This is a genomic window from Micromonospora sp. WMMA1998 (genome assembly GCF_027497375.1).
Taxonomy (GTDB): Bacteria; Actinomycetota; Actinomycetes; order Mycobacteriales; family Micromonosporaceae; genus Micromonospora; species Micromonospora sediminicola.
Genome location: NZ_CP114911.1, coordinates 5575932 through 5592553, shown reverse-complemented (window position 1 = coordinate 5592553; position 16622 = coordinate 5575932). Strand labels below are relative to the sequence as shown.

Annotated in this window: 20 protein-coding genes; 1 reads left to right on the top strand and 19 read right to left on the bottom strand. The window is 72.8% G+C overall.

The genetic code is table 11. The features are described from left to right. Positions 1-26 precede the first annotated feature (26 nt). The 12 genes from O7600_RS26040 to proS all read right to left on the bottom strand — a co-directional run bounded on the left by O7600_RS26040 (position 27) and on the right by proS (position 8296). Positions 27-350: a DUF2469 domain-containing protein gene (locus O7600_RS26040; RefSeq protein ID WP_011905215.1), complete on the bottom strand. Its 324-nt coding sequence runs from the start codon at positions 348-350 to the stop codon at positions 27-29. Beyond that, positions 347-1195, bottom strand: a complete 849-nt coding sequence (locus O7600_RS26035) for a ribonuclease HII (RefSeq protein ID WP_281591068.1) — start codon at positions 1193-1195, stop codon at positions 347-349. The genes O7600_RS26040 and O7600_RS26035 overlap by 4 nt, the downstream gene beginning before the upstream one ends. Continuing rightward, a complete protein-coding gene (locus tag O7600_RS26030; protein WP_281591067.1) occupies positions 1189-1656 on the bottom strand; it encodes an NUDIX hydrolase in 468 nt (155 codons plus the stop codon). Before O7600_RS26030 ends, O7600_RS26035 begins: the two co-directional genes overlap by 7 nt. A gap of 53 nt (positions 1657-1709) precedes the next feature. Beyond that, positions 1710-2342, bottom strand: a complete 633-nt coding sequence (lepB, locus tag O7600_RS26025) for a signal peptidase I (RefSeq protein ID WP_281591066.1) — start codon at positions 2340-2342, stop codon at positions 1710-1712. Next, entirely contained in the window at positions 2339-3220 is an 882-nt protein-coding gene (gene lepB, locus O7600_RS26020; protein ID WP_281591065.1) for a signal peptidase I, read from the bottom strand. Before lepB (O7600_RS26020) ends, lepB (O7600_RS26025) begins: the two co-directional genes overlap by 4 nt. 169 nt (positions 3221-3389) lie before the next feature. Continuing rightward, complete coding sequence (gene rplS / locus O7600_RS26015) at positions 3390-3749, bottom strand: 50S ribosomal protein L19 (RefSeq protein ID WP_018786333.1); 360 nt, start codon at positions 3747-3749, stop codon at positions 3390-3392. 144 nt (positions 3750-3893) lie between these two features. After that, positions 3894-4682 carry a tRNA (guanosine(37)-N1)-methyltransferase TrmD gene (trmD, locus tag O7600_RS26010; protein ID WP_099162137.1) on the bottom strand — a complete coding sequence of 263 codons (789 nt, stop codon included), beginning with the start codon at positions 4680-4682 and terminating at the stop codon, positions 3894-3896. A 13-nt stretch (positions 4683-4695) separates the two neighbouring features. Next, positions 4696-5235 (bottom strand): ribosome maturation factor RimM, encoded by a 540-nt coding sequence (gene rimM / locus O7600_RS26005; protein ID WP_281591064.1) that lies wholly within the window; start codon positions 5233-5235, stop codon positions 4696-4698. Further along, positions 5235-5495: an RNA-binding protein gene (locus tag O7600_RS26000; RefSeq protein WP_172967834.1), complete on the bottom strand. Its 261-nt coding sequence runs from the start codon at positions 5493-5495 to the stop codon at positions 5235-5237. Before O7600_RS26000 ends, rimM begins: the two co-directional genes overlap by 1 nt. After that, positions 5470-5925, bottom strand: coding sequence for a 30S ribosomal protein S16 (rpsP, locus tag O7600_RS25995; RefSeq protein ID WP_091580292.1), 456 nt, complete (start codon positions 5923-5925; stop codon positions 5470-5472). The genes O7600_RS26000 and rpsP overlap by 26 nt, the downstream gene beginning before the upstream one ends. A 241-nt stretch (positions 5926-6166) precedes the next feature. Next, positions 6167-6814, bottom strand: a complete 648-nt coding sequence (locus tag O7600_RS25990; RefSeq protein ID WP_281591063.1) for a DUF402 domain-containing protein — start codon at positions 6812-6814, stop codon at positions 6167-6169. 75 nt (positions 6815-6889) lie between these two features. Continuing rightward, positions 6890-8296 carry a proline--tRNA ligase gene (gene proS / locus O7600_RS25985; RefSeq protein ID WP_281591062.1) on the bottom strand — a complete coding sequence of 469 codons (1407 nt, stop codon included), beginning with the start codon at positions 8294-8296 and terminating at the stop codon, positions 6890-6892. 92 nt (positions 8297-8388) lie between these two features. Here proS and O7600_RS25980 point away from each other — a divergent pair, with 92 nt between their 5' ends. Beyond that, positions 8389-8964 carry a TetR family transcriptional regulator gene (locus O7600_RS25980; protein WP_281591061.1) on the top strand — a complete coding sequence of 192 codons (576 nt, stop codon included), beginning with the start codon at positions 8389-8391 and terminating at the stop codon, positions 8962-8964. A gap of 10 nt (positions 8965-8974) precedes the next feature. Here the strand turns inward: O7600_RS25980 and O7600_RS25975 are convergent, their stop codons facing one another. The 7 genes from O7600_RS25975 to O7600_RS25945 form a co-directional block, all read right to left on the bottom strand. Continuing rightward, positions 8975-10054, bottom strand: coding sequence for an amidohydrolase family protein (locus O7600_RS25975; RefSeq protein WP_281591060.1), 1080 nt, complete (start codon positions 10052-10054; stop codon positions 8975-8977). 18 nt (positions 10055-10072) lie between these two features. Further along, complete coding sequence (locus O7600_RS25970; RefSeq protein ID WP_281591059.1) at positions 10073-10654, bottom strand: Uma2 family endonuclease; 582 nt, start codon at positions 10652-10654, stop codon at positions 10073-10075. Between the two features lie 68 nt (positions 10655-10722). Beyond that, the gene (gene ffh / locus O7600_RS25965; RefSeq protein WP_099162141.1) at positions 10723-12276 is read right to left on the bottom strand and encodes a signal recognition particle protein; all 1554 of its coding nucleotides are present in this window, start codon (positions 12274-12276) and stop codon (positions 10723-10725) included. Between the two features lie 767 nt (positions 12277-13043). Then, positions 13044-13700, bottom strand: coding sequence for a response regulator transcription factor (locus O7600_RS25960; protein WP_281591058.1), 657 nt, complete (start codon positions 13698-13700; stop codon positions 13044-13046). Further along, on the bottom strand, positions 13697-14824 hold the full coding sequence (locus O7600_RS25955) for a sensor histidine kinase (RefSeq protein ID WP_281591057.1): 1128 nt from the start codon (positions 14822-14824) through the stop codon (positions 13697-13699). The genes O7600_RS25960 and O7600_RS25955 overlap by 4 nt, the downstream gene beginning before the upstream one ends. 20 nt (positions 14825-14844) lie before the next feature. Next, the gene (locus tag O7600_RS25950) at positions 14845-15666 is read right to left on the bottom strand and encodes an ABC transporter permease (RefSeq protein WP_099162143.1); all 822 of its coding nucleotides are present in this window, start codon (positions 15664-15666) and stop codon (positions 14845-14847) included. Next, positions 15656-16558: an ABC transporter ATP-binding protein gene (locus tag O7600_RS25945; protein ID WP_281591056.1), complete on the bottom strand. Its 903-nt coding sequence runs from the start codon at positions 16556-16558 to the stop codon at positions 15656-15658. The genes O7600_RS25950 and O7600_RS25945 overlap by 11 nt, the downstream gene beginning before the upstream one ends. Positions 16559-16622: the final 64 nt, after the last annotated feature.

Here is a 16622-nt window from a genome sequence, read left to right as displayed (position 1 = left end):
GGGCGGGCCGTCCGGGCCCGCCGCGGTCAGCTGCCGAAACCGGAATCTGCGGGAAGCGAGATGTCAGGCTTTTCGAGCTCTTCCACATTGACGTCCTTGAACGTCATCACCCGGACGTTCTTGACGAAACGGGCAGGACGGTACATGTCCCACACCCAGGCGTCGTGCATCTCGACCTCGAAGTAGACCTCGCCGTCCGAGTTACGGACGTGCAGGTCAACCTGGTTGGCCAGGTAGAACCGGCGCTCGGTCTCCACCACGTAGGAGAACTGGCGGACAATGTCGCGGTACTCCCGGTAGAGCTGCAGCTCCATCTCGGTCTCGTACTTCTCGAGATCTTCCGCGCTCATCGCACTCCGCCTTCCATGACCACATCTTCCCCCACCGACGCCGGAGGTCGCGGCTGCTCGCCCAACGCCACGCCGACGGTACCCCCTGGCGCGCCGGAGCGCTCCATCGGCTCGTCCGGCCGTCCACCCACCCGGCCGGGGAGCACCGGGTCCGGCCCTCCGGCGGCCGGGCGCCGGGCCCGGGGCGGCTGCCCGTCCCGCCCCGACACGGCGGCCACGTTCACGTACGAGAAACGGTGCTCCCGGCACGGCCCCCGCTCGCGCAGCGCGGCGCTGTGCTCCGCGGTGATGTAGCCCTTGTGCTCGGCGAAGCCGTAGCCGGGGAACCGCCCGTCCAGCTCCACCATGATCCGGTCCCGGGTGACCTTGGCCAGCACGCTCGCCGCCGCGACACAGGCGGCCACCCGGTCACCCTTCCAGACCGCCAGCCCCGGCACGTCCAGCCCGTCGACGCCGAAGCCGTCGGTCAGCACGTATTCCGGCCGGGTGGTGAGCGAGGCCAGGGCCCGGCGCATCGCGGCCAGGTTGCACACGTGCAGACCGCGGGCGTCGACCTCCTCGGCCGGGATGACCACCACGGCGTACGCCAGGGCGCGCGCCACCACCTCGTCGTAGACCCGCTCACGGGCCGCCGGGGTGAGCAGCTTCGAGTCGGCCAGCTCGTCGATCTCGCCACGTCGCCCCTCGGGCAGCACCGCGGCGGCGGCCACCAGCGGACCCGCACAGGCGCCCCGGCCCGCCTCGTCGGCACCCGCCACGTGCCGGAAGCCCCGCCGTTGCAGCGCCCGCTCCAGCGCGTAGAGCCCGCCGTCGCGGCGCACCACCGTGCGCGGCGGGGTCAGCACGGGCCACTCCCGGTCAGCACCCGGCCGAGCCGGTCGGGCAGGTCCGGCGGGTAGTAGCGGTCGGCGGTCGCGGTCAGCTCGCCGACGGTCCACCAACGGTGCCCGTGCACACTGGCGCGCTCGACCGCGTCGAAACCGGCGGTGTCGACCTCCCAGCCGGACACCCGGGCGAGAAAGAACTCCTGCTCCTGGCGGTACCAGACCCCGTCGAACGGGAACTCGACGATGTCGGCCCAGACCGGCGCGCCCAGCTCGGCCGGGGCGAGCCGCAGGCCGGTCTCCTCGGCCAGCTCCCGCGCCGCGCCCTCGGCCGGGGTCTCGCCGGGATCGAGCCCGCCGCCCGGGGTGAACCAGTAGCGGTGGTCCGGCCGGGCCGGATCACTGCCCTGGAAGAGCAGCACCCGGTCGGACGCGTCGACCAGGAGGACCCGGGCGGCGCGACGAGGGGTGTAGACGGTCACCGCACCAGCCTGCCAGACGCCTGTGACGAACGACCACGCCCTCCCGTGGCGGGTCAGGGGTTGGGGATGCCGTCGAACTGCTCGGGCACGGTGAGCCAGGTCGCGCGCCCGACCGGCCAGAAGATGGTGAAGGCCCGCCCGACGACCTCGCCCTCCGGGATGGTGGCCTCGGTGATGTCCTCGCCGGACTGCTGCCAGTGCTCCAGCGAGTCGCCGGAGGCCTCCCGATGGTCGCCCATCACCCAGAGCCGGCCCTTCGGCACGGTGATGTCGAAGTCCTGGTCGGCCGGCTTGTTGCCGGGGAAGACGAACGGCTCGTCGATCGGCTTGCCGTTGATGACCAGCCGCTCCTGCGGACCGGTGCGGTCACAGCAGACCACGTGGTCGCCGCCGACCCCGATCACGCGCTTGATGAAGTCCTCACCGTTGGGGTTGCCACTCCACTCGGTGGGTGCCTTGAACACGATCACCTCGCCCCGGTGCGGCGAGCGGAAATCGTAGACCAGCTTGTTGACCAGCACCCGATCGTCGATCTTGAGGGTGTTCTCCATGGACGGGGACGGGATGAAGAAGGTCTGCAGCACGAAGGCACGAACCAGCACTGCGACCAGGATCGCCACGCCCAGGAGGATGGGCAGTTCCTTCCAGAAGGAGCTGCGCGGCTTCTCGGTCTGCTCGTCAATCACGGGAGGAGCCTACGTCCCCCGGTACGGCGCGGTCGCCCCGAACCCGCGAGAACAGTCAGCGCCGCCGCCACCGGGAGAATCAGGACGACCCCACCCACCGGGTCCGGGTCGACGGGGGCCGGGCGCGCCGGCGCGGCATCCGGACGGGGCAGCTCGGAGAACGTCTTCGGCACGGGCAACGAGGTCCAGCGCTGGGACGGCCAGACGATCATGAAAGCGCGGCCGACGACGTTGTCGATCGGCACCGGGCCCTGACAGCGGGCGTCCTGCGACACCAGCCGGTGGTCGCCCATCACGAAGATCTGCCCCGGTGGCACCACCACCTCGGTGAACTGCCGGGAACGGCACTCCTTGGGGTTGGGCGGAAGCTCGACCGGGGAGTCCTCGGAGACGTACGCCTGCTCGTCCAGCGGCACGCCGTTGACCACCACGCGGCCGTCGTCGCAGCACCAGACCTTGTCGCCGGGCACGCCGATGACGCGCTTGATGAAGTCCTTCTCGCCGGGCCTGCTGACGCCGACGAGGTCACCGAGCGTCCGGCCGACCCTGCCGGCGAGGTTGGTCGGCGGCGCCGGCGCCTCCTGGGCGACCCAGCGGTCGGTGCCCCGGAACACCACGACCTCGCCCCGGACCGGGTCACGGACGTCGTAGACGACCTTGTTGACCAGCACCCGGTCACCGATGAGCAGCGTGTTCTCCATCGACCCGGAGGGGATGAAGAAGGCCTGGAGCAGGAACGTGCGGATCAGCACCGCCAGGCAGAACGCCACGATGAGCAGCAGCGGCAGTTCCTGCCAGAGCGGCATCTGCCGGCGGCCGCGCCGGGCTCGCCGGCGCCAGGGATCGACGGTGCCGTCCTCGTCCAGCATCTGCACCATGCCACTCTCCGGTCCGCCGAAACGACACTACCGCCCGGGAGTCTCCTCGGAGACCCCACGGGCGGCAGTGGACTGCTTCCCGCCGTCCGGCTGCGCCCGTACCGACCAGGGTAATGCGATCCGGTCGATACGACATCCGCGCAGTTCGGGCGGCGTGGCGAGCGGGAATTCAGCTCGCCGGCTGCTTCTCCCGCAGCTCCTTGATCTTGGCCTTCTTGCCGCGCAGCTCGCGCAGGTAGTAGAGCTTGGCGCGCCGCACGTCACCGCGGGTCACGACCTCGATCCGGTCGATGCCCGGGCCGTTGAGCGGGTAGGTGCGCTCCACGCCGACACCGAAGCTGACCTTGCGGACCGAGAAGGTCTCGCGCAGACCGTCACCCTGGCGGCGGATGACGACGCCCTGGAAGATCTGGACCCGGGACCGGTTGCCCTCGACGACTCGCGCGTGCACCTTGACGGTGTCACCGGCGCGGAAGTCGGGCAGGTCGGTGCGCTTCGACTGGGCGTCAAGGGCGTCCAGGATGTTCATCGCTGCGTCCTCGTGAGGCTCACGGCGCATCGTCAGTCGATGCGCGAACGGGTGATTCTGACCCCCGGGTGGCGGCCGGCGTGAACCGGTCCCGGTCGGAGGTCCTCGCAGCCGCCCACGGCGTGGACGGATGCGGCAACCCCTCTACTTTGCCACATCCCCCGACGACGAGGAAAATCCGCCCCGGTCCAGCGCCGCCCGGTCGCGCTCGTCGAGCGTCTCCGGGGGCAGCGCGTCGATCATGTCGGGGCGGCGGGTCGCGGTCCGCCGCAGCGCCTCGTCGCGCCGCCAGCGGGCGATCCGGGCGTGGTCGCCGGAGCGGAGCACCTCGGGCACGTCGAGCCCGCGCCAGTTCGCCGGCTTGGTGTAGAGCGGGGCCTCCAGCAGGCCGTGGGCGTGCGACTCCTCGTCCAGCGAGCCGGCGTTGCCGAGCACCCCGGGCAGCAGCCGGGTGACCGCCTCCAGGATCACCAGCACGGCCACCTCGCCGCCGAAGAGCACGTAGTCACCGAGGGAGACCTCGGTGACCCGCATTCGGGTCGCGGCGTGCTCCAGCACCCGCTGGTCGATGCCCTCGTACCGGCCGCAGGCGAAGAGCAGGTGCGACTCGGCGGCCAGCTCGTGCGCCACGGCCTGGGTGAACGGGACGCCGGCCGGCGACGGGACGAGCAGCCGGGGCAGGGTGTGCCCGTCCGGGCTCAGCTCGTCGGGGGCCAGCGAGTCCAGCGCCTCACCCCACGGCTCCGGCCGCATGACCATGCCCGGGCCGCCGCCGTACGGCGTGTCGTCGACCGTGCGGTGCACGTCGTGGGTCCAGGTCCGCAGATCGTGTACGGCCAGCCGCAGCAGCCCGTTCGCGCGGGCCTTGCCGATCAACGACAGGTCCAGCGGGGCGAAGTACTCCGGGAAGATCGACACGATGTCGACGCGCATGCGGTGGCTCCAGCTACAGGTCGAGCAGGCCACTGGGCAGGTCGACGACGACGCGACCGCCGGCGAGGTCCACCTCGGGCACGATCGCCTTGACGAACGGAATGAGCGCGGGCGGCCCCTCGGGCCGCCGCAGCACCAGCAGGTCGGAGGCGGGGGCGTGGTCGATCCGGGCCACCTCGCCGAGCCGCTCGCCGTCCCGGGTGACCACGGCGAGCCCGACCAGCTGGTGGTCGTGGAACTCCTCCGGGTCCTCCGGCGGCGCCACGTCGGCGCTGTCGACACCGACCAACGTGTTACGCAGCGCCTCGGCCACGTCGCGGCCGAGCACGCCCTCGAAGGCGACCAGCAGCCGACCCTGGTGCCAACGGGCCGACTCGACGGTCAGCTCCGGCGGCACCCGCCAGGCGCCGGGCTCGGCCGGAACCGCGCCCGGTTCAGTGCGCAGCACTGAACCGGGCGCGAACCGTGCTTCGGGCTCATCGGTCCGCACCTCCACGGTGACCTCTCCGCGGATGCCGTGCGGTTTGCCGATCCGGCCGACGACGAGAAGCATCAGTACGAGTCGACGATGTCGACGCGTACCCCACGCCCGCCGATGGAGCCGATCACCTGGCGCAGCGCCTTGGCGGTCCGGCCGGACCGCCCGATCACCGTGCCGAGATCCTCCGGGTGCACGCGGACCTCGAGCCGCTTGCCCCGACGGGAATCGACCATCCGCACCCGGACATCGTCCGGGTGGTCGACGATCCCCTTGACCAGGTGCTCCAGGGCGGGACGCAGCGCCATGTCAGGCCTGCTCGCCGGACTCTGCACCGGTCTGCTCCTCGGCCTTGGGCTCGGCGGCCTTCGGCTCCTCGGCCTTGGCGGCCTTCTTGGCCGGCTTGGCCGGGGTCTCCGCCACGCCGGCGGCGGCCTTCGCCTCGGCCTCGTACGCCGCCTTGCGGTCGGCCCGCTCCGGGGCGACCTTCAGCGGCGGCGGGGCCGGCAGGCCCTTGAACTTCTGCCAGTCACCGGTCAGCTCCAGCAGGCGCTGCACGGCCTCGCTCGGCTGAGCGCCGACCGACAGCCAGTACTGGACCCGCTCCGACTTGACCTCGATCACCGAAGGGTCCTCCTTCGGCTGGTACACACCGACGAACTCGATCGCGCGACCGTCACGCTTGGTGCGCGAGTCGGCGATGACGATGCGGTACTGCGGGTTGCGGATCTTACCCATCCGCAGGAGCCGGATCTTTACGGCCACAGTTGTTTCGCTCCTGTTGCGATCTCACCGGCCCGTACGGGCGGTGTGGCGGGTGAGCGCCGACCGGCACAGTGGGGTTTGGGCCGGAGACTGCTCGGTGAACTGACGACGCGCCCGGGTTAGAGGGCGCCGGACGCGCGCCGGATACCAGCGGACCATTCTGCCAGATCCGTACCGGATCTCTCGCACCGGACCCGGACCGTACGCCCGGGAGCGGTCGTCCGTGACGAACGACACACGCTCAGCGGACCGGTGGCCGGTCCCATCCGGGCGGCAGTTCGTCCGGTACGTCCCACTCGGCGGGTGGGGTGAAGTCGCACCACGTGCCGTCGAACGGGAACGCCCCCGCCTCGGCGAGGCGGATCACCCGCTCCCCCTCCGCACGGACCGCCTTCTCGTCGGCCACCCAGTAGTGCTCCGGAAAGGCGAGCCGCTCGGCGAACTCGTCCTCGTCCTTCCACTCCCAGGTCAGGTCCGGACGGACGACCACGTCGAGGTCCTGGTCCACCACGTCGACCCCGGCCACCGCCCCGTCGTCCCAGCGGACCCCGGGCTCCTCCAGGTTGACGTACCAGCTCTGGAACCGGTCCCCGGCGTCGCGAAACCACCAGACCGAGTGGGCGGCGCCGGTGGGCAGGAACTTCAGCACCGGCGGGCCGTTCCACGTACCGCGCGCCAGGGCGTACCCGGAGGTGATCCACTCGGTGAACGGCACCGCGCGCATCCCGAGCCCGGCGGCGGTCACCTCGTGCGCGACGGGCGCCTTCCGCGCCACCCAGAGCAGCAGCCCCCGCTCGTCGTCGGAGACCACGCGGGCCGCGCGGACCCATCCGATCCGCCCGCGCCGCACGTTGCGGTGCAGAACCAGACGGCCGGGTTCGAACCGCACGCTCACCATCCCTGACGTGTTAAAAGGGGCCCCTTCCTCTACCGGAGGCGTTAAGAAGGGGCCCTTCCTTGCATCTCAGTAAGCGCGGGCCAGGATGGCGACCAGGTCGGGCTCGTCCTCGGAGTCGGGCACCGAGCCGTCGGCCCGCAGCAGGCAGCGGACCGTCACACCCTGCGCGTTCGCCTCGGCCTCACCGGGCACGCCGACCGCCGACCACGGCACCATGGCCCAACCGGTGGCGGACGCCTCGATCGCCTCGGCCAGCGTCGACACCTCGACGGTGCGGGACCGGCGGAACTCCAGCGCCTGGTCGTGCAGCGCCCGCTGGTCGGCCTCCAGCGCGGCCAGGACCGCGCCGACCACGTCGGCCACCGGCGTCGGGGCCTTCGAGCCGTCCGTACGCCGGACCACCACCGCGTTGCCGACGGCCAGGTCACGGGGGCCGACCTCGACGCGGACCGGGTAGCCGCGCAGCTCGGCGTCGACGGCGCGGCGGCCGAACGCGGTGTCGGTCCGGTCGTCCAGCGCGACCCGGACCCCGGCGTCGCGCAGCGCGTCGCGCAGCTTGGCCGCCGCCTCGCTCACGCCCTCGCCGTCCTTGACGATCATCACGTACGCCTGGACCGGCGCCAGCTTCGGCGGCACCCGCAGCCCGTTGTCGTCGCCGTGGCACATGATCAGACCGCCGAGCATCCGGGTGGAGGTGCCCCAGGAGGTGGTCCAGGCGTGCTCCCGGCCGCCCTCGGCCGAGGAGTAGCTGATGTCGAACGCCTTGGCGAAGTTCTGGCCCAGCTCGTGACTGGTGCCCATCTGCAGCGCCTTGCCGTCGCCCATCATGCCCTCGCACGTGTACGTGGCGGTGGCGCCGGCGAAGCGCTCCCGGGCGGTCTTCAGGCCGACCACCACCGGGATGCCGAGCACGTTGACCATCAGGTCCTCGTACGCCTCGTGCAGGATCCGCCGGGCGTAGGCCCGCGCGTCCTCCCGGGTGGCGTGCGCGGTGTGCCCCTCCTGCCAGAGGAACTCGCTGGTGCGCAGGAAGATCCGCGGGCGCAGCTCCCAGCGGACCACGTTGGCCCACTGGTTGAGCAGCAGCGGCAGGTCCCGGTAGGAGTCGATCCACTTGGCCATGAACTCGCCGATGACCGTCTCGCTGGTGGGACGCACCACCACCGGCTCGGCGAGCTGCTTGCCGCCGCCGTGGGTGACCACGGCCAGCTCCGGCGAGAAGCCCTCGACGTGCTCGGCCTCCCGCTTGAGGTAGCTCTCCGGGATGAAGAGCGGGAAGTAGGCGTTCTCCGCGCCGGCCGCCTTGATCCGGGCGTCCATCTCGGCCTGCATCCGCTCCCAGATGGCGTAGCCGGCCGGTCGGATGACCATGGTGCCCCGCACCGGTCCGTTGTCGGCCAGCTTCGCCTTGGCGATCAGGTCCTGGTACCAGCGGGGAAAGTCCTCCGCACGGGGAGTGAGCACGCGTGCCATGACCGCACATCCTATGCGCCGGGCGAGCCGCCGCTGCGTCGGGGAGCCGGCGGGCGCCGTGTCGGGCCCGCCGGCCGTAGACTTCGACGACGATGGGTGAGGCACGGGACGCGATCGTCGACGCCGCCCGGGCCCAGACCGTGGCCTGCGGCTGGGACGGCGTGCGGATGGGCGCGGTGGCCGAGGCCGCCGGGGTCAGCCGGCAGACGGTCTACAACGAGTTCGGCACCAAGGCGGGTCTGGCCGAGGCACTGGCCCGGCGCGAGGTGGACCGGTTCGTCGGTGAGGTGCGGGCCGCGCTCGCCGAGCACGGCGCCGACGTCCACGCCGCCGCCTACGCCGCGATCCGCCGCACGCTCGCCTCCGCCGCCGACAATCCCCTGGTCAAGGCGATCCTGACCAGCGCTCGGGGCGGTTCGGACGAGCTGCTGCCCTACCTGACCACCCGCTCCGAGCTGGTCCTCGCCGAGTCGACCACCGCGCTGCTGGAGTGGGCGGGGTGCCACCTGCCCGACGCCGATCCGGCGGTCCTGACCTTCGCGGCCGACAGCATCGTCCGCCTGGTGGTGAGCCACATCGTGCTGCCCCGGGCGCCGGTGGACGAGACCGCCGGGAAGTTGGCCGACCTGGCCGTGCTCCTCTTCCTCGCCTCCGCCTCGCCGCGCTGAGCCGTCGCGGTCAGCGGACCACCCGACCGCGCAGCACGATGCGGCTGGGCGACCGGACCACGCGCAGGTCGCGGCGCGGGTCCTCGGGGTAGACCACCAGGTCGGCGAGGCCGCCCTCGACCAGGCCGGGGAAGCCGAGCCACTCCCGGGCCCGCCACGAGGCGGCGGCGAGCACGTCCTCGGCCGCCATGCCGGCCTGTTCGTGCAGCAGCAGCATCTCCTCGGCCGCCAGCCCGTGGTCGATGCCGCCGCCCGCGTCGGTGCCGACGTAGATCGGCACGCCCGCCTCGTGCGCGGCCCGGACCACGTCGGGGAAGCGGTCGCGCAGGGCGAGCATGTGCTCGGCGTACCCGGGGAACTTCGACCGGGCCTGCTCCGCGATGTGGCCGAACGTCCGAATGTTGATCATAGTGGGGACCAGCGCGGTGCCCTGCCGGGCCATCAGGTCGATCAGGTCGAGGCTCAGCCCGGTGCCGTGCTCCACCGAGTCCACCCCGGCCCGCACCATGATCTCCACGGCCGACTCGGAGAACGTGTGCACCGCGGCGCGTACCCCGGCGGCGTGCGCGGCGGCGACCGCCGCGGTCATCGTGTCGGCGTCCCAGGCCGGGGCGAGGTCGCCCACCCCCCGGTCGATCCAGTCGCCGACCAGCTTGACCCAGCCGTTGCCGGCGGCGGCCTGCGCGGCCACCGTCGCGGCCACCTCGGCGGCGCCGACCTCCACGCCGATGTCGCGCAGGTAGCGCTTCGGCGGCGCGACGTGCCGGCCGGCGCGGGCCAGTCGCGGCAGTCCCGGCTCGTCCTCCAACTCGGGATACGGGTACGGCGAGCCGGCGTCGCGGATCGCCAGCACGCCGGCGTCCCGGTCGATCCGGGCCAGCTCCCGCGCCTGGTCGAGGGAGGTGATCGGGGCGCCGCCCCGGGCGATGCCGACGTGGCAGTGCGCGTCGGTCAGGCCGGGCAGCACGTAGCCGCCGTCGGCCACCGTCTCGGCGCCGGGCACCGGTTCGAAGGTGACCCGGTCGTCGACCAGCCAGACGTCCCGGACCTCGTCGTCGGGAAGGAACACACCGCGCACGTGCAGAGCCATGTGCACAGTCCTACCCGATCAGCCCTCCTCGCCGGCGAGCAGGTCGTTGCGCCGCGCGGTCAGCGCCGGCAGGTCGACCGAAACCTTCCACGGTCGCTCGGTGACGAACAGGTCCTCGGTGTGGGTCACCTGCTCGTACTCGCGGGTGCCGCCGCCGAGCGTGTACTCGGTGAGCGCGATCCGCTCGTGCTGCGGGTCCACCACCCAGTAGGACTGGACCCCGGCGCGGGCGTAGACCCTCGCCTTGTCGTAGAGGTCGCGGAAGTGCGACGTCGGAGAGACGACCTCCACGGCCAGCAGCGTGTCCTCGATCGGGACCGGCGAGCGGCCGGCGTGCTTGCGCCGGATCACCACCACGTCCGGACGCGGCTCGTTGCGGCGGTCGACCCGCATGGACAGGTCGATGGTCGCCAGGAACTCCGGCGGACAGTTGGTACGCAGCGCGAGCAGCAGCTCGACGCAGATCTCCTGGTGCAGGGCAGTGGGGGACGGCACGATCAACCTTCCGTTGATCAGTTCGTACGGAAGGTCCTTGGGCAGGTCGCCCAGGTCGTCGACCGTCCACTCGTGCCGCTCCGGCAGGATCGGGGCCGCGGTCATTGACATCTCCTTCCAGGGGGGCGACATCTCCCTAGGAGAGGATGGCGTCGCCCACCGTCACCGACACGCTAGCGGGGGCCCTTGTCGCCGCCCTTGCCGAGCTTGTTGAAGTCAATCTTCGGCAGCTTGAAGCCCGGCGGCAGGCCCTGGCCGCCGGCCAGGTCGCCCGGGTCCAGGCCCGGCGGGAGCTGCGGCATGCCGCCCGGGAAACCACCCGGCACGCCGGCGCCGGTACGCGGCCGCCCGCCGCCCTTGGTGCCCTTGCGCTTGTTCTTCGGCGACTTGGTCGCCTTGCGCCGGCCGCCGCCGGGCAGGCCCATCATGCCGCCCATCTGCTTCATCATCTTCTGCGCGTCGGCGAAGCGGTTGAGCAGCTGGTTGACGTCCATCACGGTGACGCCGGAGCCGCTGGCGATGCGGGCACGCCGGGACCCGTTGATGATCTTCGGGTTGGTGCGCTCGGTCGGGGTCATCGACCGGATGATCGCGGTGACCCGGTCGAAGTGCTTGTCGTCCAGCTCGGCGATCTGGTCCTTCATCTGCCCCATGCCGGGCATCATGGCCAGCACGTTGGCGATCGGACCCATCCGCCGGACCGCGATGAGCTGATCGAGGAAGTCCTCCAGCGTGAAGGTCTCCCCACCCATCAGCTTGGCGGTCATCTTCTCCTTCTGATCGGAGTCGAAGGCCGCCTCGGCCTGCTCGATCAGGGTGAGGACGTCGCCCATGCCGAGGATCCGGCTGGCCATCCGGTCGGGGTGGAAGACGTCGAAGTCCTCCAGCTTCTCGCCGGTGGAGGCGAAGAGGATCGGCTGGCCGGTGACCTCCCGAACGGAGAGCGCCGCGCCACCGCGGGCGTCACCGTCGAGCTTGGAGAGCACCACGCCGGTGATGCCGACGCCGTCGCGGAACGCCTCGGCGGTGCGGACCGCGTCCTGACCGACCATGGCGTCGATGACGAAGACGACCTCGTCGGGCTGGACCGCGTCCCGGATGTCCGCGGCCTGCTGCATCATCTCGGCGTCGATGCCGAGCCGGCCGGCGGTGTCCACGATGACGATGTCGCGGGCGGCCCGGCGGGCGTGCTCGATCGAGTCGCGGGCCACCTGCACCGGGTCGCCGACGCCGTTGCCGGGCGCCGGGGCGTACACCTCGACGCCGGCCCGGCCACCGAGCACCTGGAGCTGCCCGACGGCGTTCGGGCGCTGGAGGTCGGCGGCGACCAGCAGCGGCTGGTGCCCCTGGGCCTTGAGCCAGCGGGCCAGCTTGCCGGCGAGAGTGGTCTTACCGGAGCCCTGGAGGCCGGCCAGCATGATCACGGTCGGCGGGTTCTTGGCGAACTGCAGCCGCCGGCCCTCGCCACCGAGGATGTTGATCAGCTCTTCGTTGACGATCTTGACGATCTGCTGGGCCGGGTTGAGCGCCTGGGAGACCTCGGCCCCGCGGGCCCGCTCCTTGACGTTCGCGATGAAGCCCTTGACCACCGGCAGGGCGACGTCGGCCTCCAGCAGCGCCATCCGGATCTCGCGCGCGGTGGCGTCGATGTCGGCGTCGGTGAGCCGACCCTTGCCGCGGAGCTTGGTGAAGATCCCGGACAGGCGGTCACTCAAGGTGTCAAACACGCGAACATCCCGTTTGTCGTTTTCGGCGGGCACAGCGGCCGGGCCGGCTGTCCAGCCCACCGTTAGGGTAGCCCGCCGCCCGCACCCCCGCTCCGACCCGGCCGCCCCGCGCCCCGCGCCCCGCGCCCCGCGCCCCGCGCCCCGCGCCCCGCGCCCCGCGCCCCGCGCCCCGCGCCCCGCGCCCCGCGCCCCGCGCCCCGCGCCCCGCGCCCCGCGCCCCGCGCCCCGCGCCCCGCGCCCCGCGCCGACGGACGATAACCCCCAAACGCCCTGTCGAGCTGATAACACCAACAACTCACTTCCACTCGCCGTCACCCCCGCCACTGAGTCGTTTCTGCTATCAGCTCCAAAGGCACCGAGAACCCCACGCCCAACACGGTGACGACGAGGTCCGCCCACCGCCGAAGCGGGCGGACAAGAAGGGACCTGCCAACCGGCCGACCCCGCCCGGATCCCGCCGACGGCTTTCGACCACAGCGCCCGAGGAGCACCCGCCCGGGTCACCACAACCCCAACACCCTGTCGAGCTGCTAGCAGGAACGACTCACGCCCACTCGCGGTCACCCCGCCACTGAGTCGTTTCTGCTATCAGCTCCAAAGGCACCGAGAACCCCACGCCCAGCAGGGTGACGACGAGATCCGCCCACCGCCCACCGCCGACGGGCCTTCGGCCGCAGGGACACAGGGCCGCAGGGACACAGGGCCGCAGGGCCGCGGGCCTCGGGGCCTCGGGGCCGCAGACAGGAACGCAGGAGCGCCGGCCCGGGTCAGGAGACGACCAGGCCCGACTGGTACGCGAAGACCACCAACTGGGCCCGGTCGCGGGCACCGAGCTTGACCATGGCCCGGCTGACGTGGGTCCGCGCCGTCGCCGGGCTGACCACCAGCCGGTCGGCGATCTCGGCGTTGCTCAGCCCCTCGCCGACCAGGGCCACCACCTCCCGCTCCCGGTCGGTGAGCGATCCGAGCCGGGGGTGCGGGCGCGGCACCCGGGCCGGGCGGGTGGCGAACTCCCGGACCACCCGGCGGGTCACCGACGGGGACAGCAGCGCCTCCCCCTCGGCGACCAGGCGGATCGCCCGCAGCAGGTCGACCGGGCGGGTGTCCTTGGTCAGGAAGCCGCTGGCGCCGTGCCGGAGCGCGTCGAAGACGTACTCGTCCAGCTCGAACGTGGTCAGCACGATCACCCGGGTGCCGGCCAGCGCCGGGTCGCCGACGATCCGGCGGGTGGCCTCGATGCCGTCGACGCCGGGCATCCGCACGTCCATCAGCACCACGTCGGGGCGTTCCCGGCGGGCCGCCGCCACGGCGGCGAGCCCGTCGGCGGCCTCGCCGACCACGGACAGGTCGTCCTCGCTCTCCACCAGGGCCCGCAGGCCGATCCGGACCAGGTCCTGGTCGTCGGCGAGCAGTACGCGGATCATGCGACCTCCCGGAGCGGCAGCCTGGCGTGCACCCGGAAGCCACCGGGCGGGGCCGGCCCGGCGCTGAACGTACCGCCCAGCGCGGTGACCCGCTCGCGCATCCCGGCGAGGCCGAAGCCGCCGGACCGCTCGGGCGGGGTGGTTCCGCCCCGGCCGGTGTCGGTGACCTCCACGGTGACCTCGTCCGAGGCGTACCCGACGTGGACCGCGGCGGTGGCCGGGCCGGCGTGCCGCAGGACGTTCGTCAGCGCCTCCTGCACCACCCGGTACGCGGCCAGGTCCACCGCCACCGGCAGCGGGCGCGGCGTCCCGGTCACCTCGACGGTGACCGGCACCCCGGCGCCGGTCAGCCGATCGCGCAGCTGCGGGAGCTGACCCAGCCCCGGCGCGGGCGCCCGTGGGTCGGCGGTCTCCTCGCGTCGCACCACGGTGAGCGTGACCCGCAGCTCGTCCAGCGCCTCCTTGCTGGTCCGGCTGATCGCGGTGAGCGCCGCCTCGGCCTGTTCCGGCTTCCGGGCCAGCAGGTGCAGCGCGACCTCGGCCTGGAGGTGGATCGCGGCGAGCCCGTGGCCCACCACGTCGTGCACCTCGCGGGCCACCCGCAGCCGCTCCGCGTCGGCCAGCCGGCGGGCCTCGTCGCCCCGGGCGCGCGCGGTGGCCTCCCGGCTCGACCGCACGGTGACCCCGACCGCGAACGGCACCACCACCCAGGCGGCGGCCGGCATCAGACCCACCGGGCCGGGCGGGCGTACGCCGACGAAGACGTACCCCACCAACGCCGCCAGCGCGACCGCGCCGGCCACCGCCGCGGTCCGCACCGGCCGGTGCGCGGCCACCGTGTAGACCGCGACGAAGAACGACAGCAGGATCGGACCGTACGGCTGGCCGAGCATCAGGTACGCGGTGGCCGCCACGACGACCACCGCCAGGGTGGGCAGCGGCCAACGGCGGCGTACCGCCAGCACGAGCGCCGCCACCACCACCGGCGGGTAGGCGACGGGGTCGGCGTGCACGCCCTGGTTCAGACCGGCCGGCGCGGTGCCGGCGAGCCCGATCGCCAGCAGCGCGGCGCAGAGCAGGCCGTCGAGCAGCCACCGCCGCCGGTCACCGCGCCCACGATCCACGTCCCCTCCCCCGTCCCGCCTCAGCCGATGTCCCGCCGGCGCAGCAGCGCACCGCCGATCACCGCGAAACCGACCAGGTACGCGCCCACCACCACGGCGGCCTGCCCGCCGCCGACGGTGGCCGCCACGCCCGGAGTGTCCAAGGGGGCGCCCAGCGCCGCCGCCAGCGCCCCGGCGTTCGGGCCCGGCAACCCCTGCTGGGCGGTGGCGACCCAGTCGACCAGCGGAGCGGCGATCGCGGCGAGCAGGTTCTGCACCGCGAGCATCCACACCAGGCCCAGACCGACCGGCAACGCCACCGCGCGCAACGCGACCGCGAGCACGGCACCGAGCATGGCCCACATCGTGGCGATGAGCCACCCCGCGCCCACGCCGACCACCAGGTCACCGGCCGACGGCCAGCGCACCGGCTGGGCCTCGACGGACGCGATGAGCGCGGCGGCCACGGCACCGACCGCGAACACGGCGAGCACCACGGCCAGTGCGGCGAGCGCGAGGGCGAGCAGCTTGCCGGCGTACACCTCGGTGCGGGTCGGTCCCTGGGTGAGCACCGTCTTCCAGGTGTTCCAGCCGTACTCGCCGCCCACCGTGAGCACACCGAGGATCAGCAGGATCGCGCCGAGGAAGATCGGCAGGCCGCCGATCGAGTTGCCGACCAGGTGGTCGGGGAGCATGGCGGGCAGCGCCCGGTCCGTGTTCGGGCCGTCCGCGTCACCGGCCACCCCGGCGTACGGGAAGAGATATGTGAAGATCAGCGACAGCGCCAGCGTGATGGCCAGCAGCAGCCAGACGGCGGGGCGTCGGACCAGTTTGACCAGCTCGGCGCGGAAACTACGCGACATCGGCCGTACCTCTTTCCACCAGGTCGAAGAAGATCTGCTCCAGGTCCCGCTCCCGGGGCCGCAGCTCGCGCACGGCGAGCCCGGCGCCGACCAGTTCGGCGTTCAGCCACGCCGCCCGCTCCGGCTCGACCGCCAGTTCCAGCCCACCGTCGACGACGCGGACCCGGTCCGCGCCGACGAGTTCCCGGGCGCGGCTCGCCGCCTCGTCCAGCGGGTCGGCGAGCAGCCGCAACCCGGCCGCGCCGCGCAGCTCGTCGACGCTGCCCTCGGCCACCAGCACGCCCCGGGCGATCACGCCGACCCGGTCGCAGACCTGCTCGACCTCGCCGAGCAGGTGGCTGGAGACCAGCACCGTCGACCCGGCCGAACCGAGCCGCCGGATCAGGGTCCGCATGTCCGCCATGCCGGCCGGGTCGAGTCCGTTGGTGGGCTCGTCCAGGATCAGCAGGCGCGGGTCCTTGAGCAGCGCGGCGGCCACCCCGAGGCGTTGCTTCATGCCCAACGAGTAGCCGGCGTACCGGTCGCCCGCCCGGTCGGCGAGGTCGACCAGGTCCAGCACCGCGTCGACCCGGTCCGCGCCGACGCCGGCGTAACGGGCCAACACGCGCAGGTTGTCCCGGCCGGACAGGTACGGGTAGAACGCCGGCCCTTCGATCAGCGCGCCGACGCCGGTGAGCCGCCCGGCTCCGGGGGTGCGGCCGAGCAGCCGCACCGCCCCGGCGCTGGGCCGGATCAGGCCGAGCAGCATGCGCAGCGTGGTGGTCTTGCCGGCGCCGTTGGGGCCGAGGAAGCCGTACACCTCGCCGGCCCGCACGGTCAGGTCGAGATTCCGAACAGCGGTGAGGCCGCCGTACCGTTTGGTGAGCCCGTGGGTCCGCACTGGCAGGTTCATGCCGTCGAGCGTCCCGCCGCCGGCCGGCCGACGCGTCGGCCCGGCGGCGGCTCCCGGCGTACGT

Bases quoted from the DNA above. Each gene is read 5' to 3' on its own strand.
- proS (WP_281591062.1), bottom strand. From the start codon at position 8,296: ATGGCACGCGTGCTCACTCCCCGTGCGGAGGACTTTCCCCGCTGGTAC.
- O7600_RS25970 (WP_281591059.1), bottom strand. From the start codon at position 10,654: ATGACCGCGGCCCCGATCCTGCCGGAGCGGCACGAGTGGACGGTCGAC.
- O7600_RS25980 (WP_281591061.1), top strand. From the start codon at position 8,389: ATGGGTGAGGCACGGGACGCGATCGTCGACGCCGCCCGGGCCCAGACC.
- O7600_RS25960 (WP_281591058.1), bottom strand. From the start codon at position 13,700: ATGATCCGCGTACTGCTCGCCGACGACCAGGACCTGGTCCGGATCGGC.
- trmD (WP_099162137.1), bottom strand. From the start codon at position 4,682: ATGCGCGTCGACATCGTGTCGATCTTCCCGGAGTACTTCGCCCCGCTG.
- lepB (WP_281591065.1), bottom strand. From the start codon at position 3,220: ATGGTGCAGATGCTGGACGAGGACGGCACCGTCGATCCCTGGCGCCGG.
- O7600_RS25975 (WP_281591060.1), bottom strand. From the start codon at position 10,054: ATGGCTCTGCACGTGCGCGGTGTGTTCCTTCCCGACGACGAGGTCCGG.
- rimM (WP_281591064.1), bottom strand. From the start codon at position 5,235: ATGCTTCTCGTCGTCGGCCGGATCGGCAAACCGCACGGCATCCGCGGA.
- O7600_RS25945 (WP_281591056.1), bottom strand. From the start codon at position 16,558: ATGAACCTGCCAGTGCGGACCCACGGGCTCACCAAACGGTACGGCGGC.
- rplS (WP_018786333.1), bottom strand. From the start codon at position 3,749: ATGAACATCCTGGACGCCCTTGACGCCCAGTCGAAGCGCACCGACCTG.
- O7600_RS25950 (WP_099162143.1), bottom strand. From the start codon at position 15,666: ATGTCGCGTAGTTTCCGCGCCGAGCTGGTCAAACTGGTCCGACGCCCC.
- O7600_RS26040 (WP_011905215.1), bottom strand. From the start codon at position 350: ATGAGCGCGGAAGATCTCGAGAAGTACGAGACCGAGATGGAGCTGCAG.